Below are 20,499 nucleotides of genomic sequence, written 5' to 3'. Positions count from 1 at the left end.
CCTTCAGCCTTGCTGGAATTAGGGAATCTGGGAGCGTTCGAGGACGGCGACGAACTCGGTGAGTTCGGCGATCGCCGCGTCGATATCCTGCTTCTGCGATGCGAGCAGCGCGACGCGTTCGCGGCAGCGCTCGATCGTCACTTGGCGCTGCGCCTTGCGGCCATCGCCAATGTCGTAAAGGTCGATCATCTCGCGAATCTCGGTCAGCGAGAAGCCGACTCGCTTGCCGCGCAGAATCCAGGCGAGCCGCGCGCGATCGCGATGCGAATAGATACGGGTCGTGCCGCGCCGTTCCGGGGCAATCAGCCCTTCATCCTCATAGAAACGCAGGGCGCGGGCGGTCACGCCGAACTCGGCGGACAGATCGGAGATCGAAAAATGATCGCGATCTGAACGTTGCGGAACGACGGCATAGGCGGCGACGGTCGACATGCCCGCCATTCTAGTGCCGCTTACGTGAACGTCAATGTCAATTGGCGCCGCCGCAGAGCGCCTTACCTTTCGCGTCGCGCAGCGTGGAGGCTTCCGAGATCGATTCGCTCAGCCGATCGACATTGAGCGCGGCGATCGAGGCGCGCTGTTCGCACAGCGTCGCGCAAGCGTCGGGTACCTTGCCCGGGAAGGCGATTCGGTCGCCTTCGAACCGCGCATCGAAGCTGCACCCCGGCGCCGAGGGGAAATCGAGCGTCAGCGTCTCGCCGACTCGCGTGACGACCCCGCTGCCGCCGCAATGCTGATCGCCATAATCGACGAACACGCCGATCCGGTACGCGCTGGTGGCGGGAACGATGCACACCCGGTCGGTATCGCGGGCATAGAGCCCGGTAATGTCACTGCTGTCGGGATCGGGAATCACCCCCGCTTCGATCGCCGCCGCCTCGAGCCCGTTTGCCGGTGTCCCCTTCGCCTTGGCTGGTGCCTCAGGCTGGCGCGAACAGGCACTCAGCGCCAGCAACAGCAGGATCAGGCCGGCTTTCACTCAACCGGGCTCAGCGCGCCGCCATCAATGCGGCGGTAGAAGCAGCTCCGCTCACCGGTATGGCAGGCAGGACCGGCGGGATCGACGATCAGCCAGATCGCGTCCTGATCGCAATCGATGCGAATCTCGGCGACGTGCAGAATATGCCCCGACGTCTCGCCCTTCTTCCACAGCTTGCCGCGGCTCCGTGACCAGAAATGCGCCTCGTTTGTGGCGATCGTCGCGGCCAGTGCTTCGGCATTCATATGCGCGAGCATGAGCAGCTCGCCGCTCGCACGGTCGGTCGCGACGGCGGTGATCAGGCCGTTCGCATCGTAATTGGGGTTCAGCTCAAGGCCGGTGTCGCGGGAATCAGGCATGGCCAAGCCATACGCCGGCCGCGAAGCCGGCGAAAGCGGTGGCGATCTCCCAACTCACCCTTTGCGAATCGCCTTGACCAGCGCACCCTTGTCCATCGTCGAGCGGCCTTCGATTCCGATCTCGCGCGCTTCCTTTTCCAAATCGGCCTTGCTGCGATCCTCCAGCTGCGTGCTGCGATGGTCGAGCGTGCCGGCCGCCTTGGCGTTGGCGATGCGCGCGGCCTTCTCCTTCGATGCGCCGTCGCGGCGCAAATCCTCATAGAGTTTGTCGTTCTTGACCGTCGGTCCGTGATCTTTGGCCATGATAAGTACCTCCTGAACCACGAAAAACCGCCGATGCGGCAGATTGCTCCCGATTGATGTGACAAAAACGCGACAAACGCGGATCGCATGCCTATATGGCGGGCGCCGCTTACTCCCCCGAAGGGCGCCATGCTGACAACCAATCCGTTCGACCTCCCCGATGCAAATGGGGACAAGCTGCGCGAAGAGTGCGGCATCTTTGGCGCCTCAGGCAGCGACGGCGCCGCCGCGCTTGTCGCGCTCGGCCTGCACGCGCTGCAGCACCGCGGCCAGGAGGCGGCGGGAATCACCAGTTTCGACGGCGCCGAATTCCATACCCACCGCGCGATGGGTCATGTCGCAGGCAATTTCGACAGCCCGGCGATCATCGCCCAGCTGCGCGGCAATGTCGCCTGCGGCCATGTGCGCTATTCGACCACCGGCGAGACTGCGCTGCGCAACGTCCAGCCGCTCTATGCCGATCTCGCCTCGGGCGGCTTCGCGATCGCCCATAACGGCAATATCTCGAACGCGATGCGGCTGCGGCGCGACCTGGTGCGGCGCGGATCGATCTTTCAGTCGACCTCCGACACCGAGACGATCATCCATCTCGTCGCGACCTCCAACTACCGCACCTTTGTCGACAAGTTCATCGACGCGCTGAAGCGGGTCGAGGGCGCCTATTCGCTGATCGTGATGACGCCGGAGGGCATGATCGCCTGCCGCGACCCGCTCGGCATCCGCCCGCTGGTGATGGGCAAGCTCGACGATGCGGTGATCTTCGCCTCGGAAACCGTCGCGCTCGACGTGGTCGGCGCGACCTTTGTGCGCTCGATCGATCCGGGCGAGCTGGTCATCGTCAAGGGCAGCGAGGTCTCCTCGCACCGTCCCTTCGCGCCGACCGAGCCGCGCCCGTGCATCTTCGAATATGTCTATTTCTCGCGCCCCGATTCGATCTCGGAGGACCGCAGCGTCTATACCGTACGCAAGGAAATCGGCGCGCAGCTGGCGATCGAGAGCCCGGTCGATGCCGACCTGGTCATTCCGGTGCCGGATTCGGGCACGCCCGCCGCGCTTGGCTATGCCCAGCAATCGGGCATTCCGTTCGAGCTCGGCATCATCCGCTCGCATTATGTCGGGCGCACCTTCATCCAGCCGAACAACGAGGTCCGGCATCTCGGCGTCAAGCTGAAGCACAATGCCAACCGAGCGCTGATCAAGGGCAAGCGAATCGTGCTGATCGACGATTCGATCGTGCGCGGCACCACGTCCTTGAAAATCGTGCAGATGATGCGCGATGCCGGCGCGGCCGAAGTGCATATGCGCATTGCCAGCCCGCCGACGCGGCACAGCTGCTTCTACGGCGTCGACACGCCCGAACGCGCCAAATTGCTCGCCGCCAACATGAACATCGCCGAGATGAACACCTATATCCAGGCCGACAGCCTGGCGTTCGTATCGATCGACGGCCTGTACAAGGCGCTGGGCGAGGCGAACCGCTCGGACACCCGCCCGAGCCATTGCGACGCCTGCTTCACCGGCGATTATCCGACCATGCTGACCGATCATGACGATGTCGCCTCGGTCGATCAGTTCGCCCTGCTCGCGGAGCGAGTCAGCTAAATTGCTCGCGGAGCGAGTGAGCTAACCAACAAAATAACGTCATGCTGAACTTGTTTCAGCGTTCGGACTTTGGTTTGCCCCCAGCAAACCAAGATTGTATCCGGGGGATACAATCTCGTCCGAACGCATGCGCGGTCATGGACCCCATGAGCGTCGCCCGTTTGACGGGCGATCGCGCCTGGACGCTGAAACAAGTCCGGGGTGACGACGTACGATGGAACCTCTGATGACCGACAAACCATTCGCCAACCAGATCGCGCTCGTCACCGGCGCCAGCCGCGGGATCGGCGCAGCGACCGCCAAGGCACTGGCCGCGGCCGGCGCGCATGTCATTCTCACCGCGCGCACCGCCAGGGATCTGGAAGAGGTCGAAACCGCGATCTTCGATGCCGGCGGCAGCGCGACGATCGCACCGCTCGACCTGACCGAAACCGACAGCATCGCCCGGCTCGGCGCGGCGATCGGCGAGCGCTGGGAACAGCTCGACATCATGGTGCTCAACGCCGGCATGCTCGGCAGCCTCGCGCCGGTACCGGCGATCGACGCCAAGGAACTGGCCCAGGTCCTGACGCTCAATGTCAGCGCTCAGGCCGCGCTGATCGCCGCGTTCGACCCGATGCTGCGCAAATCGCCGCGCGCCCGTGTGCTCGGCATCACCTCCAGCGTCGGGCGCAAGCCGCGCGCCTTCTGGGGCCTTTATGGCGCGTCAAAGGCGGCATTCGAAACGCTGATCGCGGCTTATGGCGACGAGATGCAGCGGATCAGCTCGATCCGCACCGCGATCATCGACCCCGGCGCAACCCGCACCGCGATGCGCGCGCGCGCCTATCCCGGCGAGGATCCGGCCTCGGTGAAGGAACCGGAGGTGGTGGCCAACCGGATCGCCGCGCTGATCGCCGAGGATTTCGACACCGGGCATGTCGAGCGGATCGACTGACGAAAGGAACTGCTTCTGCCCCGGGGCGGTGCAGTTACCGTGCGGATGACGGCTTTCTCATGGCTGCAATAGCATAGATATAGGTCAAAGCTGCGGCACCGGCGATGGTCGCACCGCGGATCGCTTCAGGGGCCAACAGATAGGCGGCGTAGCAGAGTACCGCTCTTATCACGAAATGGATGAAGCCGGCCGGATCGTCCGCGCCCCATCCATGCGGGACCCACATGATCCCGGCGAAGATTGCGAGACCGAGTATCAATATGTCGAGATTGCCGGCAGCCTGCGCCGCGATTGCAGCGAACGGAATCAACAGCCCGACGACGGTAATGAAGCGCATGAACAGCTGGCTCACCGGATTGTCCTGACCTTCCGCCCAAATGCCCAGTTTTCCGCGCAATTTGTCGATGATCAACGCAAGCGGGACAGGGCTGGCAGCCGCAACGAAGGGCGCGAAAATCGGGAGATCTTTACCGAGGCTGTAAGAAGCCAGGGCCAGCGCCGTCCATGCAATGAGTCCGCCGATCGGCATGGCCGTGGTGCAGGTCGCGAGGTAATCCCGTCGCGCATCGGCAAGCGTCATCGTTGAATAATCCACCAAGTGCCGCCCCAATCGATTGCAATGACCTATGCTCGGACGCGGAAGGTGTAGCTCGCGACCTATGTCGCGTCACGCTCCGATCGCTGTACGACCGTTATCGTGACAGGCCTTCTCAATGCCCCATTCGGCGTCTGGCTTCTGGCTCCCTCAATCCGGCGACCTTACTTCCCCGCCGCCTCGATCACCTGCAGCTGGAACATCGCCCGCTCTGCCTTCAGGTCATCGCCGGTCGCCCTTGGCCAGGCACCCGACGCAACAATGACGATCTTCTTCGCCGGGTCGATGAAGATGCTCTGGCCGAAAATCCCCTGCGCGCCGAAACGGCCATAGGGATAGGTCCACCATTGATAGCCATAGCCATAAGCGGGCGAGGTCTCGACCTGCGCGCGGGTCGCATCGGCGAACCAGCCGGCCGGCACGATCCCCTTGCCGCCGTCGAGCACCAGCTGGCCCATCCGCGCATAATCGCGCAGCGAGACCGACAGGCAGCAGCCGCCGATTTCCTGGCCTGACTGGTCGATCATCCAGAACGCGTCGCGCTCCATGCCGTACGGCTTCCACACTTTCTCGCTGAGATAGGTCGCCAGCGGCTTGCCGGTGGCCTTTTTCACCAGCACCCCGATCAGATTGGTCTCGCCGGTTTTGTAGACCCATTTCTCGCCCGGCGGGCTTTCGCGCGGCAGGGTGCGCATATAGGCGACGGTCGGATCGACACCGGCCGGCACCGGCTTGGCATACATCGTCGCGACATCGGATTTCGGATCGGTGTAATTCTCGTTCCATTTGACGCCCGAGGTCATCGTCAGCAGCTGTTTGATCGTCACCCCGTCATAGCCGCTGCCGGCCAGCTCGGGGATGTATTTGGTCACCGGCTCGGACACCGATTTGATAAACCCGTCGCGGATCGCCGCGCCGACCAACGTCGAGCTGAACGATTTGGCGACCGAGAAGGAGGTGTAGCGCCCCTCCGCCGAATAGCCGCGGGCATAGCGTTCGAGGCGGATTTTGCCGTCCTGCAGCACGATCAGCCCGGCGACATTCTGCGCCGCCATATAGGCGTCGACCCCCGCGGCATCGAGCGGCAGCGGCTTGCCCTGCGGCAAGGGATGGACCTTGCCGCCTGCGCTGACGATATGGCCGGGAAAGAGCTTCTCCATCGCCGGGAAATTCTGATCGCGCTGCGCCTGCGACCAGAACAGGATCGTCGCCCCCGCGCTGCGTATCTTGTCCGTATCGCCGGTCGACAGGCGAACTTCAGGCGATTGGACCGCTTGCGCCCTGCTTTGCTCGACATGAGTTGCGATCCCCGCCAGCGCCACCGCGCCCAATATCGCCAGCCGCCGCATTCTCGTCTCCCTTTATTGTTTGACCAGCGTCACCTGCGCGACATCGATCCCACCGCCGCGAAAACCGCCTTCACAGTACATCAGATAATAACGCCACAAGTCCACGAAATCCTTATCGAATTCCGGCGGAAGCTGCCCAGCCTCGACCACCGCATCGAAAGCCTCCCGCCAGCGCCGCAGCGTCTCGGCATAATGCAGGCCGAAGCCGACCCGGTCCTGCCACGCCAGCCCGTTGCGTTCCGCCAGCGCGCGGAAACGGCTTTCCGAGAGCAGCATGCCGCCCGGAAAGACGAAGCGCTGGATGAAGTCGACATTGCGCGCATAGCCCTCGAACAGCGCGTCATCGATGATGATATACTGGATCGCCGCGCGTCCGCCGGGCTTCAGGGCATGGGCAATGGCGCGAAGATAGGCCGGCCAGTAATGCTGCCCGACCGCCTCCACCATCTCGATGCTGACCACCGCGTCATAGGTGCCGGCGACATCGCGGTAATCGGTCAGCGAGACGGTGACGCCGTCCAGCCCGGCATCGGCGATGCGCTGCTCGACCATCGCCTTCTGCTCGGCCGACAGCGTGATGCCATGGACCTTGCGCCCCGCCCGCGCGGCGCGTTCGGCGAATGAGCCCCAGCCGCTGCCGATCTCGAGGATCGTATCGCCCGGCTTGGTCGCGGTGCGATCGAGCATCGCCTGCAGCTTGGTGCCTTGCGCCGATTCAAGCGTCTGGGCCGGGTCGATCGGCTCGGCGAACAGCGCGCTCGAATACGTCATGCCGGGGTCGAGCCACAGGCGGTAGAAATCATTGCCGAGATCGTAATGGAATTCGATATTGCGCCGCGCTCCGGCCTTGTCGTTGCGGCGCAGCCAATAGCCGATGCGCCGCGCGAGCCGCGCCACGCCACTGGCCCGCGCCGTATCGCCAAGCGATCGCCCATTGCGCATGAACAGATCGAACAGCGGCACCGGATCAGGGCTCGACCATTCCCCCGCGACCCAGGCAGTGTACCAGCCGGCCGATCCGTTACGCACCAGACGGAGCAGCGCGCGCCAGCTGCGCAGGTCGACGATCGACACCGGTCCCGGCTTTCGGCCGCCGAGCAGGCGCCGCGATCCATCGGGCAGCGACACCTCGATCGCGCCCTGCTCCAGCCCCCGGTCGATCCGGTCAAGGACACGGTGGAACGCCCACGAAAAGCGGTTGAGCAGCCAGCCGGCGCCTCCCTCTCCCCGCGCCGTTCTTGCCCCGAACCGGCGTCCCCTGTTTGGCACGGTCGCACTCATATCCGCAGCCTCATGCACCCGGTACGGGGCGGCGAAAAGCGATTCTTGATGGCACGGTCACGTCACTGCCTCACCGCCGCCAGCGCGCGTTCCCGCGCTTCGCGGTGGCCAATGATCTTTGCGGGATAGGTTTTCGGACGGCACCCCGCCGCCTCGGGATCATGGATCGCAGCGTCGCTCAACGCGGCGAGTTCAGGCACCCATTCGCGGATATAATCGCCCGCGTCGAACTTCTCCGACTGAGTGAGTGGCGCCATGATTCGCACGAACATGTTGGAATCAACGCCCGTGCCGGCGGTCCATTGCCAGTTGACGCTGTTGCTGGCGTAATCGGCATCGACCAACGTGTCCCAGAACCATTGCTCGCCGATGCGCCAGTCGATCAGCAAATGCTTGATCAGGAACGACGCCGCGATCATCCGCACGCGATTATGCATCCAGCCAGTAGCCCAGAGCTGGCGCATGCCGGCATCGACGATCGGATAGCCGGTCCGTCCCGTCTGCCACGCACTCAGATCGGCATCAGCCGCTTTGCCGCTCCGCCAGGCCAGGCCGTCCAGCGCCGGCCGGCCATTGGCTTTGCCATAATCGGGATATTGCAGGATCACGTTCTGCGCATAATCGCGCCAGGCGATCTCCTTCAGGAAAACCGTCGTATCTCCCTTCGCCTTGAGCGCGTGGTGCCACACCGTGGCAGGGGAAATCTCGCCGAAATGGAGATGCGGCGAGAGGCGCGAACTCGACTCTTCGGACGGCAGGTTGCGGCCGACATCATAATGCGCCGCCTTGGGGATGAAATCGTCCAGCCGCTCGATGGCTCCCGCTTCTCCTGGCGTCCATTCCTTGCGAAAGCCCCCTGCCCAGTCGGGCCTGTCGGGCAACAAACCCCAGTCGTTCAGGCGGTCACTCTCGGGCCAATGGTCCGGTGCCGGAATCTCATGCGGCGCAGGCGCAGGTTCGGGCGGCGGCATATGCTCGTTCAGCGCCCGCCAGAACGGCGTATAGATCTTGTAGGGCTGGCCCGCGCCAGTGGTCACCGATCCCGGCGGCACCAGATAATTGCCGTCATGGCACACCAGATCGAGCGATGTTGCGACGGCCTTCTCGGCATTGCGCCACCAGGGTTCGTAATGGCGCAGGCAATGCACCCGCGTCGCGCCGGTTTCCGTCGCCAGTGCGGCAAGAACCTCGTCCGACTTGCCGCACCGCAGGATCAGCTGGGAGCCCTTGTCGCGCAGATCGGCGCCAAGCGACTGGAGGCTATGGTGCAGCCACCAGCGCGAGGCGCCGCCCATCCTGCGGTGCCTTGGGGTCTCGTCGTCAAGAATATAGACCGGAATGACCGGCCCTTCCCCCGCGGCGGCGGTCAGCGCGGCCTGATCGCCCAGTCGCAGATCCCGTCGCAGCCAGAGGAGCGTCGCGCCCCTCATGTCAGGCGCTGGATCAATCGCCCTCGCCCGGCAAAGCGGAAAAATATTTCTCGTATTTTCCGGCCTCGCCCTTGTGGTCATCGGCATCGGCCGGCGTCTGGTTGGCCTTGTTGCTCACGATCGGCCACTGCGCCGAGAAGGTCCGGTTGAGCTCAAGCCATTGCTCGAGCCCGCTTTCGATATCCGGGACAATCGCTTCGGCCGGGCATTCGGGCAGGCACGCCGCGCAATCGATGCACTCGTTGGGATTGATGACCAGCATGTTTTCGCCTTCGTGGAAACACTCCACCGGGCAAATTTCCACGCAATCCATATATTTGCACCGAATGCAGGCATCGGTGACGACGAACGTCATGATCGCTTCCTCAAGCCCTCACTCACATCGCGTGCGGCTGTTTTTCGACCTGCCAGGTCTGGCCCTGCGACAGCAGCTTCTGCAAATCGGGCTTCTTGCCCTCGGACGCCTGCTTGTTCTGCGCGACCACCGCGCTTTCGAAGGTCGGTGCCGGGTCATTGTAGATCACGCCGAGCGCGACCGGGAAGGTGCCGAGCGGCAGTTCGACCAGCATATGCGCGACCGCGCGGTTGGTCTGGTCATGCACGATGACCTTCGCCGCGGCCCAATCGCCATCGACGACATCGACGATCTTGAGGATCAGCCGCTCCTGGTCGAGCGCAATCCCCTTGGTCCCGCCGGCGAACAGCAAGGGCTGGCCATGCTCGACCCATAATTGCCCGGCCTGCGCCTTGTCCTTGTCAGTGAAGCTGGCGAACACATCGTCATTATAGACGATGCAATTCTGGTAGATCTCGATGAAGCTCGCGCCCTTGTGCGCGTGCGCCGCCTTGAGCACCGTCGGCAAATTCTTGTTCACGTCGATCGCGCGGGCAACGAAGCGCGCGCCCGACCCGAGCGCGAAAGCGCAAGGGGAAGCCGGCCGGTCGACCGACCCGAACGGCGTCGACGGCGAACGCGTGCCGACCCGGCTGGTCGGCGAATATTGCCCCTTGGTCAGGCCGTAAATCTCGTTGTTGAACAGCAGCACCTGGCAATCGAGATTGCGGCGCAGCAAATGCATGGTGTGGTTGCCGCCGATCGACAGCGCATCGCCGTCGCCGGTGATGATCCACACGTCGAGATCGGGATTGGCCAGCTTGACCCCGGTCGCCACCGCCGGCGCGCGGCCATGGATGGTGTGGAAGCCATAGGTTTCCATATAATAAGGGAAGCGCGACGAGCAGCCGATGCCGCTTACGAACACGGTGTTTTCCGGCCGCACACCCAGTTCCGGCATGGTCCGCTGCACCGCCTTCAGGATCGCATAATCGCCGCATCCCGGGCACCAGCGCACTTCCTGGTCGGTTTCCCAGTCCTTCGGGGTGGTCTTGGCGATGGGTGTCATGTCGTTCATCGGTCAGGTCTTTCAGTTCGACTTTGCCGCAAGCGGCGCCTTGATCATCACCGCTCCACCGAGCAGCCGGGCACGGATGTCGTCAAATACGCGACGACGATCCTCGGTACGGAAGATAGTCACCGAAACCATGGTCCGCTGCCCCCCACGCTCGAGCAGCCAGGCCTGTTTCAGACCTTTATTGGTCAGATACTCACCAAAAAACGTCACTGCGTCGGGGTGCCCCGGCACCGCGAACCGGCCTTCGAACAGGATCTTGATCAGGCCGGCCACCTTGGCATCGCCCCGCCCGAGCGTCCGTGCGGTGTCCGGGCTGCTCGGCGTGCCGATATCGGCCATCGCCACGGCAATCAGCGGGCTCCCGTCGAGTTGACCGCCATAGACCACCAGCGGCTCACCCGGCTCGCGTGGCCGATGCTGAACGCCGGCAATATCGGTCGGCAATGCATCGAGCGCAGCCTCCAGCCGATCGCTCGTCACGGGCTGAGCCTGTACGGCCGGCGCGACAGTCGCGGCGAGGGCCACCAACAGGGTCAGCGAGCGATACATTATGCCAGCGCCCCTTCGATCGCGGCTTCGATCTCGGAGATCATGAAGGGCTGGCCGGAAATCTTGTTGAGCGGTTTCGCATCAACCAGGAACTGATCGCGCAGCACCGTCTTGAGCTGCCCGGTGTTCATTTCCGGTACGATGATCTTGTCATAACCCTTTAGCAAGTCACCGAGATTTCCCGGCATCGGCCAGATATGGCGGATATGGATGTGCGACACGTCATGCCCCTTGCGGCGCATGCGCCGCACCGCCTGATGGATCGGGCCGAAGGTCGATCCCCAGCCGACCAGCGCCAGCTTGCCGCTCGTCTCGCCAAGCTCGACCTGCTGATCGGGCACCGCGATGTTCGCCACCTTGTCGCGGCGGATCTCGGTCATCTTCTGGTGGTTGGCGGCACCATATTCGATATTGCCGGTGCCGATCTGCTTCTCGATCCCGCCGATGCGGTGGAGCAGGCCGGGCGTGCCGGGCTTGACCCAGGGCCGCGCCAGCTTCTCGTCGCGGCCATAGGGCAGGAACCCGCCCTCCGGCACATGGTCGAAATAGGTCACCGGGAACGGCGCGTAGCTGCTCATGTCCGGCACTTTCCACGGCTCGGCGGCATTGGCGATATAGCCGTCGGTCAACAGCATCACCGGCGTCATATATTGCACCGCGATCCGCACTGCCTCGATCGCGCAGTCGAACGCGTCGGCGGGCGAGCGCGCCGCGATCACCGGCATCGGCGCATCGCCGTTGCGGCCATAAACCGCCTGATAGAGATCCGACTGCTCGGTCTTGGTCGGCAGGCCGGTCGACGGGCCGCCGCGCTGCGAATTGACCACCACCAGCGGCAGCTCGGTCATGATCGCCAGGCCGATCGCCTCGCCCTTCAGCGCGATGCCGGGACCGGACGAGGAGGTGACGCCAAGCTGCCCGGCATAGGACGCGCCGATCGCCGAGGCGACCGCGGCGATCTCGTCCTCCGCCTGGAAGGTGGTGATGCCATATTCCTTGAGCCGCGACAGGTGATGCAGGATCGCCGAGGCCGGGGTGATCGGATAGCCGCCGAAGAACATCGGCACATCGGCGAGCTGCACGCCGGCGACCAGGCCCAGCGAGATCGCCTCGGCGCCGGTGACAGTGCGATACAGGCCCTCCTCCGCCGGTGCCGCCGCGATGTGATGCTGCTTCATCGGCCCGGCGAGCTCGGCGGTCTCGCCGTAAGCATGGCCGGCATTGAGCGCGGCGATATTCGCCTCGGCCAGCACCGGCGCCTTGGCGAACTTCGACTTCAGCCAGTCGATAATCGGCTGGCGGTCGCGATCGAACATCCACAGCGCGAGCCCCAGCGTCCACATATTCTTGCAGCGCAGCGCTTCCTTGTTGCCGAGCCCGAACGGCTTCACTGCATCGAGCGTCAGCTGCGAGATGTTGAAGGCGAGCAATTGCCATTTGGCCAGGCTGCCGTCGGTCAGCGGGCTGACCTCATATTTCGCCTTGTCGAGATTGCGCTTCGAGAATTCGCCTTCGTCGGCGATGATCAGCCCGCCGGGCTTCAGCGCCTCGACATTGGTCTTGAGCGCCGCCGGGTTCATCGCGACCAGCACATCGGGCGCATCGCCCGCGGTCTCGATCGCGGTCGAGCCGAAATTGATCTGGAAGGCGGAAACACCGAACAAGGTGCCCTGCGGCGCGCGGATTTCGGCCGGGAAATCGGGGAAGGTCGCCAGGTCATTGCCCGACAACGCTGTCGACAAGGTGAACTGGCCGCCAGTCAGCTGCATGCCGTCGCCCGAGTCGCCGGCGAAACGAACCACGACGGATTCTGCAAGCGGGTGGGCGGACGCCTCTTCGGGTGTCACCTCATGCACGGCGGTCGCCATTGTCATCTTCCTGTAAACTTCAGTGTGCGTCGTCTAGGCCCGCGACGCTGCGAGCCCAAGGTAGAAAATGCGCGGGCGGGTGCAACTGCTTCTTTTCAAAGGCGCGTCCCAGCGCGAGGATTGAACTGACATGGCGGCGCGCAACCTCCATCGCATCCAGCCCATAGCCCCCACCCACGGTACTGGCGAGCGCGATACCGCGATCGATCATCAGCCCGGCGATCAGCGCCTCGCGCCGCGCCAGCCCGTCCAGCGTCAGGCTGAGCCGGCCAAGCCGGTCGCCCGCGAACGGATCGACCCCCGCCTGATACAGCACCAGCGCCGGCTGGAACGCGTCGATCAGTGGCGTCAGCGTTTCGCGCAACGTGTCGAGATAGGCCTCGTCCCCGACCCCGTCGGCGAGTGGCACATCGAGCGTCGAGCGGGCTTTGCGCACCGGGAAATTCTTCTCGGCATGGATCGAATAGGTCGCGATATCGGGACGCCCCGCGGTCAGCGCCGCGGTCCCGTCGCCCTGATGCACGTCGCAATCGACCACCAGCACCCGCTCGACACTGCGTTCCTCGACCAGCCGGATCGCGGTGACGGCCAGATCGTTGAACACGCAGAAGCCCGCGCCGGTATCGGCCAGCGCATGATGGCTACCGCCCGCGGTATTCGCCGCAAAGCCGCGGTCGAGCGCCAGCTGCGCCGCCAGCCAGGTGCCGCCCGGCACCACCGCCGCACGCCGCGCGACCAGCGGCGTGACCGGAAAGCCGATCCGCCGCTCCTTGCCCGCCGGCACGCGTGCCTCCAGCACTTCGGCGACATAATCGGCATCATGCGCCGCCTCGAGCCAGGCGACCGGCATCGGCTCGGGCTCGAACCACTCCAGCTCCGCCTCACTCGCCTTCAGCAGGTCGCGGATCAGGCCGTTCTTGTTCCACTGATAGGTGCTGCGCGCCGGGGCCGGCGCGACATAATCCGGGTGATGGACGAGCGCGATCATCATGCCTAGGTAAGCGCGAACGCCGGTCTTCGCCATGCACCGGCCCTGTCAGGAGACGCCATTCATGTCCGATCCGTTCGTCCGCCCCGATGTCCGCGGCTTCCTGACCTATCTCAACAATGTGCCGGGCCCGAAAATGCATGAGCTCGACGCGCCGGCGGCACGCGCGATCTATGTCGCGATGAAGGATGTGGCGGATCTGCCGCTGGGCGACCTGGCGACGGTCGCCGACCTGACGATCCCCGGCCCGGCCGGCGACATCCCCGCCCGCCTGTTCGACGCCCGCGCCGCGCGCGAGCCGGGCCCGGTGGTGCTGTTCTATCATGGCGGCGGCTTCGTCATTGGTGACATCGTCAGCCATGCCAGCTTCTGTGCCGAGGCCGCGCGCGTGCTCGACCTCCCCGTCGTCTCGGTCGATTACCGGCTCGCGCCGGAACATCCCTGGCCGGCCGCGCCCGATGATTGCGAAGCCGCCGCGCGCTGGGTCGCGCAAAGCCCGGCCGAACTCGGCCGCTCGGTCACCAGCCTGATCGTGTGCGGCGACAGCGCGGGCGGCAATCTCTCGATCGTCACCGCCGTCGCGCTGCGCGACGCCCCCGCCAAGGTCCCGGTGATCGCGCAATTCCCGATCTACCCCGCGACCGATTCAAGCCGCGAGCTGCCCTCCTTCGACGAATTCGCCGAAGGCTATCTGCTCACCCGCGACAGCATGAACTGGTTCGAGGCCGCCTATCAGGCCGAACGCACCCATATCCGCACCTCGCCCCTGCTCGGCCCGCTCGCCGGCCTGCCGCCCGCGCTGGTGGTGACCGCCAGCCTCGATCCCTTGCGCGACCAGGGCCGTGCCTATGCCGCCGCGCTGATCAACGCCGGCGTGCCGACCACCTATCGCGAGGCTGTCGGCAATATCCACGGCTTCATCACCCTGCGCCAGGCGATCCCATCCTCACAGGGCGATGTCGCCGGCGCGCTGGCGGTGTTCAGGACCATCATCGCCGAAGCCGAGGCCAACCGCGTCATGGCGCAGGCGGCGAGTTAGGCAGACCAGATCCTCCCCGTGCCGGGGAGGGGGACCATTCGCTTCTTCAGCGAATGGTGGAGGGGGATCTCCCCAGGCGGAACGCTGCTTGGCACACCCCCTCCACCAGCTTCGCTGGTCCCCCTCCCCGTGCCGGGGAGGATCCTGGTTTGACGCAGCGGCAACAGGACGGATAGCCAAGCGGAATCGCACCGATCTCACCGGGACAAAAACCAATGACCGACCCCGCAACCCTGCCCTACCGCCCCTGCGCCGGCGTGATGCTGCTCAACGCCCGGGGCAAGGTGTTCGTCGGCCAGCGGATCGATTCCATGCTCGAGGCCTGGCAGATGCCGCAAGGCGGGATCGATGACGGCGAGGACGCCGAACAGGCGGCGATCCGCGAGCTCGGCGAGGAAACCGGCATCACCCCCGACAAGGTCGAACTGATCGCGACGATCGACCGCGAACTGTTCTACGACTTGCCCGAGGACATGATCAGCAAGGTGTGGAAAGGAAAATGGCGCGGCCAGCGGCAGCGCTGGTTCCTCTATCGTTTCCTCGGCGAGGACAGCGATGTCGACATCAAGACCAAGCACCAGGAATTCCGCGCCTGGCGCTGGGCCGACCCGGCCGAACTGCCCGAGGTCATCGTCCCGTTCAAGAAAGCGCTCTACGATGAAGTGCTGGCCGGGTTTGCGTCCTATCTGGCTTAGGACGGGCCGACCATTTCCTTCAGTCGGTCCAGCTGCGCCGCATGCTCGTCGCTGTCCCAGACCCTGACTTGCACGATCGAGCCCTTCGGCGAGACACCGGCATGAAAATGCAGCAGCCCCGGCAGACGCCTGAGCGCCGGGATGATGTACGCGGAGCTCTTCTTGCTCGCGGCATCGACCGCGGTTGCCGGTAATGACTCGGCCATGGTGAGTCTTTTCGTCATGGGATGTCGACTATCGGTTTGGGGATGAAACGCAGTGGATTGCACCGCTTTCATCCGGATAGTGGATCAAGCCAGCCTCGGCGGTATGGATCATTACGCCTGAGGACAGAGTGCCGCCACCGAGCATTTCAGTCTCGGGCGTGTCCCAAGCCTCATAGCCTTCTGCAAACTCACGGCCATCAAAGTCACAGACGACCACTCCTTTCATGCCATCGGCGATAACCTCGTCGCCGGCCCTGATCTTCTGCCCCGTCGCATATTGCATCGGCTATCTCCTCACAGATCTGGAGTGCCCTCCCGAGTTCAGACACGTCCAATTGAGTGACATTGCGATATTGCCATAGTTTGCTGGGCTGTAATTCGGTGGACAAATTCGGTGACAGTTTACTTAACCCCCTTATTGAAGCCTCCACCACTGGCCCGTCCATCACGCGTCAGGGAAAGCGTCCGGGAAATTCGGTGACGTCGCGTCATTGAGCTTCACGATTGAGGCAGCGCGAAGGGCGCGGTAGAGCGGGGTCGTGCACCCATCGAGCGACCTTTCCGTCACCCATGTTCCGGCGCGCGTCTCGCTCGGCGACGGGCTGGGCGACGTCGCGGCGCATGGGCTGCTCGCCAGCCACCGCCAACATGATGGCGCGGGCAGCTTGCCGCGGCACGAGCATGGCGCGGCCTATCTCTGCGTGGTGCTGGCGGGCGGTTACGCCCAGGCGGCAACGCGTGAGATCGATTGCCGGCGCGGCTCGCTCGTCGCGCATCCCGCCGGACATGTGCACGCCAACCGCTTCGGGGCACAATCGACGCGCTGCGTGAACCTTTATTTCGACGCGCAGTGGCTCGACGATCCGGCACTGGCGGGGTTGTTCGGCGATTATCGGGCGGTGCGGCTCGATCCGGGCGATGCGGCGCTGGGCCGGCTGGAGCGCGAGCTCATGACGCGCGATTCCGGCGCCGCGCTGGGCGTGGTCGGCGCGGTGCTCGAGATCGCGGCGCGCGCGGTGCGCGGCGCTGACCTCGACATGGCGCCTGCGTGGTTGGGGCGCGTGCGCGATGCGATCGCGGCCAGTCCGGCGCGGCCGCCCGACCTGTCGGCGCTGGCGGCCGAGGCAGGAGTCCACCCGGCGCATCTGTGTCGCGCGTTCCGGGCGGCGACCGGCGAGACGATCGGGGCCTATTCGCGGCGCATGCGGCTGGCGCTGGCGGACACGATGATCGCCGGCGACCTGTCGATTGCCGAGATCGCGGCGGCGACCGGCTTTTACGACCAGGCGCATTTCACGCGCTGGTTCCGGCGGCACTATGGCGTGGCACCGGGCACGCGGCGCATGCAACGCGCGTCCTGATCGCGCTAACGCCGTCCAAGACCGGACGGGAGCGCCTGCGCTAACCTGTCCACAAGGAGACGGCGATGGTGCGGACGAAATGGATCATGAGCGGGGCGGCGTTGCTGCTGATCGGGAGCGCGCCGGCAAGCGAATGGCAACCGCGCGAAACGCTGGTCGCGAGTGGAAAGATCACCGCCGCCGGGCTGGCGGGAACATGGCAATCGGTCAACGACCTGGGTGACGGACGCTTCGCGACGCGCACCGACCTGACGGCGTTCCGCATTGCCGAGACTTACGACGGACACACGCACTGGCGGGTCGAACCATCGGGCGGCAGCCATAAGCTCGACAGCCCCTTCGCGCAGCGGCGGACGCAGACCAGTGCGTGGCTGGCCCGGTTCGGCTGGCTCCAGGCGGGATTCGGCGGCGCACGGCGCGGCGCGGCGATCGAGCGGACCGAAAAGGGACAGCGATATTCAGTGGTGACCGCGACGCCGCGCGGCGGCGAGCCGGTCGAATTATGGTTCGATGCGGCGACCGGCGATCTGGCGCGCGCGGTGGAGCAGGACTGGTTCCGCAAGCTCGAGACGCGCTACACCGACTATCGCACGGTCGCGGAGCGGCGCTTGCCGTTCGCGGTGGTGCGGTCCGACGGCAACAATGAAGAGCGGACCATCATCGACACCTACCGCCTGCTCCCCACGGCGCCGGCGGACAGCTATGCCGCGCCACGCCAGCCCGACGATCACCTGCTTCCCGCCATGGGCACGACGGTCGCCGCGACGGTCTTTCCGCAGCTGGTGATCGAGGCAAGCATCAACGGCCGGCCGATGCACTTCCTGTTCGACACCGGCGGGCACAGCATCGTTTCGCCTGACGCGGCGCGCGCGCTCGGCCTGACCCCGGTCGGCGGCGTGCGCAGCGGCGGCACCGGCGCGGGCACGATCGAGCAGCAATTCACCCGCGTGAAGGAGCTGCGGATCGGCGATGCGGTGATGCGCGACCAGGCCTTCTCGGTGCTCGATCTCGGTTATTCGTCGCTGGAGCGCGGCGCGCAGCCGCCGCTTGCCGGTCTGCTCGGGCTGGAGGTGGTCGAACGCTTCATCACCCGGCTCGACTATCGCGCCGGCACGCTGACCTTATTGCCGCGCGACCAGAATGTGACCTGCAAGAGCGGCTGGGTGGCGACGCGTTTCACGGACGACATGCCGACGATCGACGCCCTGCTCGACGGCGTCCGCGCGCCGTTCACCATCGATACCGGGAACAACGGATCGACCATGCTCTATATGCATTGGCTGAAGCAGAATGGCCTCGTCGCGCGCTACAATCGCGGCGTCCAGGCGGTGTCCTACGGCGCCGGCGGCGCGTCGCAAAACTGGGTCAGCTACGCGCGGACGTTCAGTGTGGGTGGCACCGTCGGTGGCGGCACGGTGCGCTATCCGATGGTCCGCACATCGGACGACAAGGGCGGGGTCAGCCTGTCGGTCAGCGAGGCCGGCAATCTCGGCACGCATACGCTGGCCAACTATACGATCACCTTCGATTATGGCCGGTCCCGCATCTGCATGGATTATGTGCCGGGATATGTGCCGGTCCCGTTCAGCCGCGCCGGGCTGCGCGCGATCAAGACCGATCCGGAGACGGTCCTGCTCAGCCTCGTGAACGAGGGCGGACCCGCCGCGCAGGCAGGACTGCGCAAGAACGACAAGCTGCTCAGCATCGATGGACGCAGCGCGCGGGCGATCAGCGGCGGCGACCTCACCCGTGTGTTCACGCAGCCGCCGGGAACTCATGTGCCGGTGCGCTACGTCCGCGATGGCCAGGAGCGGGATGCCGAGATCGTGTTGCGCGAAATGCTGCCGCTGCCCGGCAAGCCGCGGCGCAAATGAACCTCGCCAGGGTGAGCATCGATAATTCGGTGACAGTTTACTTAATGACTCGGCTCATAGAGTGCCCCGCCGTCGCGACCTTATTAGGAATAATATCACTAATATTCAAAGGTTTATCGGAGCACCGCCAAGGCCGGCGATGCCGTTCAGCTCATACGACATGACTTCCTGTTTCGGGGACACAATACCAGGTCATACACTCATAAAGCGGTCATTCCGCTTCCGTCCCAAACCGCGCCGTTCAGCGCCGGCATTTCGAGCCCTGATTGCAGACTTTGAGTCAACCAACTAGCATGGGAGTATGCTCATCATTCTCGCACTCCTTGCGCAGGATTACATGCTTCGGGACTCGCAGACGAGTCCCGTCGCTGCTTACGGTGCATTCCGATTGGAGCGCGAAGACTGTGTTGAGAGCAATCCGCCCGTAGCGGTTCTCCACTATGCCGCCTGCGTAGCGAAATTACGTCTGACCTGGTCATCTGCGGACGGAAAGATATCCGCCCTGTACGAGGATGACGGCGAAACGCTCACTCGATCCTATCGATATCCCATTCGCGCAAATCTGCCGGATACGTGCGTACTCGGTGGCTACTACACAGCTTATAGAGCGCGGCCGGGCAGCGCCAGGGATTGGCGATCCGGAACGAAGGCCTTTGGTTTAACCCTCGCGCGTTGCAGCGCGATCGAACCGGAGCAAATCAAGGCCTACCAGGCCGAATTTGCCGATGCAGCTCTCGATTACGAACGCGCTGCCGTTGGCCTTCGCTCCGTCGCTTCCTCTATGTTCAAAAGTTTACGGCGCTGTACCCAGCTGAAATATTCACCCCGGCATGGCGGTCCCGATGCCACGGCCACCTGCACTCGCCGGGAGGGATAGAGGCCGCTTACCTCAACTATCTGCCAGAAGCTGCCAGTCGCCTGATCACGAATTTTGCCGTTCAACCCCATATGTAAGTGGCTCCCATTTTATGGGTTCACGGCCTGCTTCGCCGTGCCGACGGTCTGCCCTTCCTCGCGCCCGCTATGGTATTTGCTGTCGTGGCCTGGCTGGCGATCCGGGCATGGAAACGGGGCGCCCATACCGCGCCGCTCGGCCCCGTCGGCACAGGCATTGCGCTGGTCGTGACTGTGCCCGTCATGCTGCTCCTGATCTGGATTGCGATACTGACCACGATATGCCGCCTCTATAATAATCACCTATATTCAGTGATTTACTTCAAATTTCCAACACATCGTCGCACCGAAATACGGCACAACCGGTGTAACATATCTCCCCTGCGCACTTTATCGTGCCCTCGATTCAAACCCCATGAAACCCGCGTTATCCCGGCAGCATGGAAACACGTCCTTCAACTTTCAAAACCGATTATATCCGCCAGGCGCAGGAGCTTTATGCCCAGGGCCTGACCGATCGCGAACTTGCCGCAGCGTTCGGCGTCTGTCGCATGACGATCTTTCGCTGGCGCGCCGCCTATCCTGAGTTCGCCGAGGCGACCCGGCTCGGGAAAGAGGTCGCCGACGACCGGGTCGAGCGCGCGCTGTACGAGCGTGCGATCGGCTATGAGGAGGAGGCGGTGCGCGTCTACCACCCGGTTGCCAGCGAAGCGCCGGTGATCGTGCGCTACAAGCGCGAAGTGCGCCCCGACATCACCGCCGCGCTGCAATGGATGCG

23 protein-coding genes are annotated in these 20,499 nt (G+C 64.4%); 8 read left to right on the top strand and 15 right to left on the bottom strand.

All coding sequences use genetic code 11. From position 1 onward, the window contains the following. Nucleotides 1-18: 18 nt before the first annotated feature. From ACRECS_RS07680 to ACRECS_RS07665, 4 genes are read right to left on the bottom strand one after another with little or no spacing between them, the layout of a single operon-like run. Nucleotides 19-432: a MerR family transcriptional regulator gene (locus ACRECS_RS07680; protein ID WP_431582375.1), complete on the bottom strand. Its 414-nt coding sequence runs from the start codon at nt 430-432 to the stop codon at nt 19-21. 37 nt (nt 433-469) lie between these two features. After that, nucleotides 470-979 (bottom strand): hypothetical protein, encoded by a 510-nt coding sequence (locus ACRECS_RS07675; RefSeq protein WP_431582374.1) that lies wholly within the window; start codon nt 977-979, stop codon nt 470-472. Further along, nucleotides 976-1,338: a phosphoribosyl-AMP cyclohydrolase gene (hisI, locus tag ACRECS_RS07670; protein ID WP_431582373.1), complete on the bottom strand. Its 363-nt coding sequence runs from the start codon at nt 1,336-1,338 to the stop codon at nt 976-978. The genes ACRECS_RS07675 and hisI overlap by 4 nt, the downstream gene beginning before the upstream one ends. A gap of 54 nt (nt 1,339-1,392) precedes the next feature. After that, a complete protein-coding gene (locus tag ACRECS_RS07665) occupies nt 1,393-1,641 on the bottom strand; it encodes a DUF7218 family protein (RefSeq protein ID WP_431582372.1) in 249 nt (82 codons plus the stop codon). A gap of 129 nt (nt 1,642-1,770) precedes the next feature. Here ACRECS_RS07665 and purF point away from each other — a divergent pair, with 129 nt between their 5' ends. Together purF and ACRECS_RS07655 are read left to right on the top strand one after the other, a co-directional pair. Further along, entirely contained in the window at nt 1,771-3,243 is a 1,473-nt protein-coding gene (purF, locus tag ACRECS_RS07660) for an amidophosphoribosyltransferase (protein WP_431582371.1), read from the top strand. 226 nt (nt 3,244-3,469) lie between these two features. After that, on the top strand, nt 3,470-4,180 hold the full coding sequence (locus ACRECS_RS07655) for an SDR family NAD(P)-dependent oxidoreductase (RefSeq protein ID WP_431582370.1): 711 nt from the start codon (nt 3,470-3,472) through the stop codon (nt 4,178-4,180). A gap of 34 nt (nt 4,181-4,214) precedes the next feature. Here the strand turns inward: ACRECS_RS07655 and ACRECS_RS07650 are convergent, their stop codons facing one another. The 9 genes from ACRECS_RS07650 to ACRECS_RS07610 all read right to left on the bottom strand — a co-directional run bounded on the left by ACRECS_RS07650 (nt 4,215) and on the right by ACRECS_RS07610 (nt 13,652). Next, nucleotides 4,215-4,760 (bottom strand): DUF7010 family protein, encoded by a 546-nt coding sequence (locus tag ACRECS_RS07650; protein WP_431582369.1) that lies wholly within the window; start codon nt 4,758-4,760, stop codon nt 4,215-4,217. A gap of 179 nt (nt 4,761-4,939) precedes the next feature. Next, nucleotides 4,940-6,124, bottom strand: a complete 1,185-nt coding sequence (locus tag ACRECS_RS07645; RefSeq protein WP_431582368.1) for a serine hydrolase domain-containing protein — start codon at nt 6,122-6,124, stop codon at nt 4,940-4,942. A gap of 12 nt (nt 6,125-6,136) precedes the next feature. Further along, a complete protein-coding gene (locus tag ACRECS_RS07640; RefSeq protein WP_431582367.1) occupies nt 6,137-7,405 on the bottom strand; it encodes a class I SAM-dependent methyltransferase in 1,269 nt (422 codons plus the stop codon). A 62-nt stretch (nt 7,406-7,467) separates the two neighbouring features. Next, nucleotides 7,468-8,835 (bottom strand): cryptochrome/photolyase family protein, encoded by a 1,368-nt coding sequence (locus tag ACRECS_RS07635; protein WP_431582366.1) that lies wholly within the window; start codon nt 8,833-8,835, stop codon nt 7,468-7,470. Between the two features lie 13 nt (nt 8,836-8,848). Further along, nucleotides 8,849-9,190 carry a ferredoxin FdxA gene (fdxA, locus tag ACRECS_RS07630; protein WP_431582365.1) on the bottom strand — a complete coding sequence of 114 codons (342 nt, stop codon included), beginning with the start codon at nt 9,188-9,190 and terminating at the stop codon, nt 8,849-8,851. Between the two features lie 22 nt (nt 9,191-9,212). Continuing rightward, entirely contained in the window at nt 9,213-10,247 is a 1,035-nt protein-coding gene (locus ACRECS_RS07625) for a 2-oxoacid:ferredoxin oxidoreductase subunit beta (RefSeq protein WP_431582364.1), read from the bottom strand. A gap of 12 nt (nt 10,248-10,259) precedes the next feature. Beyond that, nucleotides 10,260-10,796, bottom strand: a complete 537-nt coding sequence (locus ACRECS_RS07620; protein WP_431582363.1) for a hypothetical protein — start codon at nt 10,794-10,796, stop codon at nt 10,260-10,262. Then, nucleotides 10,796-12,664 (bottom strand): 2-oxoacid:acceptor oxidoreductase subunit alpha, encoded by a 1,869-nt coding sequence (locus ACRECS_RS07615; protein WP_431582362.1) that lies wholly within the window; start codon nt 12,662-12,664, stop codon nt 10,796-10,798. The genes ACRECS_RS07620 and ACRECS_RS07615 overlap by 1 nt, the downstream gene beginning before the upstream one ends. A 19-nt stretch (nt 12,665-12,683) precedes the next feature. Continuing rightward, nucleotides 12,684-13,652, bottom strand: a complete 969-nt coding sequence (locus ACRECS_RS07610; RefSeq protein WP_431582482.1) for a histone deacetylase family protein — start codon at nt 13,650-13,652, stop codon at nt 12,684-12,686. A gap of 64 nt (nt 13,653-13,716) precedes the next feature. Between ACRECS_RS07610 and ACRECS_RS07605 the strand changes: the two genes are divergently transcribed. Together ACRECS_RS07605 and ACRECS_RS07600 are read left to right on the top strand one after the other, a co-directional pair. Beyond that, nucleotides 13,717-14,691: an alpha/beta hydrolase gene (locus ACRECS_RS07605; protein ID WP_431582361.1), complete on the top strand. Its 975-nt coding sequence runs from the start codon at nt 13,717-13,719 to the stop codon at nt 14,689-14,691. A 215-nt stretch (nt 14,692-14,906) separates the two neighbouring features. Then, nucleotides 14,907-15,386: an RNA pyrophosphohydrolase gene (locus ACRECS_RS07600; protein WP_431582360.1), complete on the top strand. Its 480-nt coding sequence runs from the start codon at nt 14,907-14,909 to the stop codon at nt 15,384-15,386. Here ACRECS_RS07600 and ACRECS_RS07595 read toward each other — a convergent pair. Together ACRECS_RS07595 and ACRECS_RS07590 are read right to left on the bottom strand one after the other, a co-directional pair. Next, nucleotides 15,383-15,592 carry a hypothetical protein gene (locus tag ACRECS_RS07595; protein WP_431582359.1) on the bottom strand — a complete coding sequence of 70 codons (210 nt, stop codon included), beginning with the start codon at nt 15,590-15,592 and terminating at the stop codon, nt 15,383-15,385. The two genes, ACRECS_RS07600 and ACRECS_RS07595, sit on opposite strands and share 4 nt — an antisense overlap. A gap of 28 nt (nt 15,593-15,620) precedes the next feature. Next, nucleotides 15,621-15,875, bottom strand: coding sequence for a hypothetical protein (locus ACRECS_RS07590; RefSeq protein WP_431582358.1), 255 nt, complete (start codon nt 15,873-15,875; stop codon nt 15,621-15,623). Nucleotides 15,876-16,131: 256 nt separating this feature from the next. Between ACRECS_RS07590 and ACRECS_RS07585 the strand changes: the two genes are divergently transcribed. From ACRECS_RS07585 to ACRECS_RS07570, 4 genes are all read left to right on the top strand, one after another. Then, nucleotides 16,132-16,953 carry a helix-turn-helix transcriptional regulator gene (locus ACRECS_RS07585; RefSeq protein WP_431582357.1) on the top strand — a complete coding sequence of 274 codons (822 nt, stop codon included), beginning with the start codon at nt 16,132-16,134 and terminating at the stop codon, nt 16,951-16,953. Nucleotides 16,954-17,018: 65 nt separating this feature from the next. Next, nucleotides 17,019-18,827 (top strand): aspartyl protease family protein, encoded by a 1,809-nt coding sequence (locus ACRECS_RS07580; RefSeq protein WP_431582356.1) that lies wholly within the window; start codon nt 17,019-17,021, stop codon nt 18,825-18,827. A gap of 301 nt (nt 18,828-19,128) precedes the next feature. Next, nucleotides 19,129-19,704 (top strand): hypothetical protein, encoded by a 576-nt coding sequence (locus tag ACRECS_RS07575; protein WP_431582355.1) that lies wholly within the window; start codon nt 19,129-19,131, stop codon nt 19,702-19,704. A 457-nt stretch (nt 19,705-20,161) separates the two neighbouring features. Then, nucleotides 20,162-20,499: helix-turn-helix domain-containing protein (locus ACRECS_RS07570; RefSeq protein ID WP_431582354.1), on the top strand; the 338-nt coding region annotated here is incomplete at its 3' end.

The organism is Sphingomonas sp. (genome assembly GCF_050725575.1).
Lineage (GTDB): Bacteria > Pseudomonadota > Alphaproteobacteria > Sphingomonadales > Sphingomonadaceae > Sphingomonas.
Note: the sequence above shows the minus strand (reverse complement) of the source record. Positions and strands in the feature narration are given on the sequence as shown.

Coding starts and splice junctions, on each gene's coding strand:
- ACRECS_RS07680 (WP_431582375.1), bottom strand. CDS start 432: ATGTCGACCGTCGCCGCCTATGCCGTCGTTCCGCAACGTTCAGATCGC.
- hisI (WP_431582373.1), bottom strand. CDS start 1,338: ATGCCTGATTCCCGCGACACCGGCCTTGAGCTGAACCCCAATTACGAT.
- ACRECS_RS07665 (WP_431582372.1), bottom strand. CDS start 1,641: ATGGCCAAAGATCACGGACCGACGGTCAAGAACGACAAACTCTATGAG.
- purF (WP_431582371.1), top strand. CDS start 1,771: ATGCTGACAACCAATCCGTTCGACCTCCCCGATGCAAATGGGGACAAG.
- ACRECS_RS07655 (WP_431582370.1), top strand. CDS start 3,470: ATGACCGACAAACCATTCGCCAACCAGATCGCGCTCGTCACCGGCGCC.
- ACRECS_RS07650 (WP_431582369.1), bottom strand. CDS start 4,760: ATGACGCTTGCCGATGCGCGACGGGATTACCTCGCGACCTGCACCACG.
- ACRECS_RS07645 (WP_431582368.1), bottom strand. CDS start 6,124: ATGCGGCGGCTGGCGATATTGGGCGCGGTGGCGCTGGCGGGGATCGCA.
- ACRECS_RS07640 (WP_431582367.1), bottom strand. CDS start 7,405: ATGAGTGCGACCGTGCCAAACAGGGGACGCCGGTTCGGGGCAAGAACG.
- ACRECS_RS07635 (WP_431582366.1), bottom strand. CDS start 8,835: ATGAGGGGCGCGACGCTCCTCTGGCTGCGACGGGATCTGCGACTGGGC.
- fdxA (WP_431582365.1), bottom strand. CDS start 9,190: ATGACGTTCGTCGTCACCGATGCCTGCATTCGGTGCAAATATATGGAT.
- ACRECS_RS07625 (WP_431582364.1), bottom strand. CDS start 10,247: ATGAACGACATGACACCCATCGCCAAGACCACCCCGAAGGACTGGGAA.
- ACRECS_RS07620 (WP_431582363.1), bottom strand. CDS start 10,796: ATGTATCGCTCGCTGACCCTGTTGGTGGCCCTCGCCGCGACTGTCGCG.
- ACRECS_RS07615 (WP_431582362.1), bottom strand. CDS start 12,664: ATGGCGACCGCCGTGCATGAGGTGACACCCGAAGAGGCGTCCGCCCAC.
- ACRECS_RS07610 (WP_431582482.1), bottom strand. CDS start 13,652: ATGATCGCGCTCGTCCATCACCCGGATTATGTCGCGCCGGCCCCGGCG.
- ACRECS_RS07605 (WP_431582361.1), top strand. CDS start 13,717: ATGTCCGATCCGTTCGTCCGCCCCGATGTCCGCGGCTTCCTGACCTAT.
- ACRECS_RS07600 (WP_431582360.1), top strand. CDS start 14,907: ATGACCGACCCCGCAACCCTGCCCTACCGCCCCTGCGCCGGCGTGATG.
- ACRECS_RS07595 (WP_431582359.1), bottom strand. CDS start 15,592: ATGGCCGAGTCATTACCGGCAACCGCGGTCGATGCCGCGAGCAAGAAG.
- ACRECS_RS07590 (WP_431582358.1), bottom strand. CDS start 15,875: ATGCAATATGCGACGGGGCAGAAGATCAGGGCCGGCGACGAGGTTATC.
- ACRECS_RS07580 (WP_431582356.1), top strand. CDS start 17,019: ATGGTGCGGACGAAATGGATCATGAGCGGGGCGGCGTTGCTGCTGATC.
- ACRECS_RS07575 (WP_431582355.1), top strand. CDS start 19,129: ATGCTCATCATTCTCGCACTCCTTGCGCAGGATTACATGCTTCGGGAC.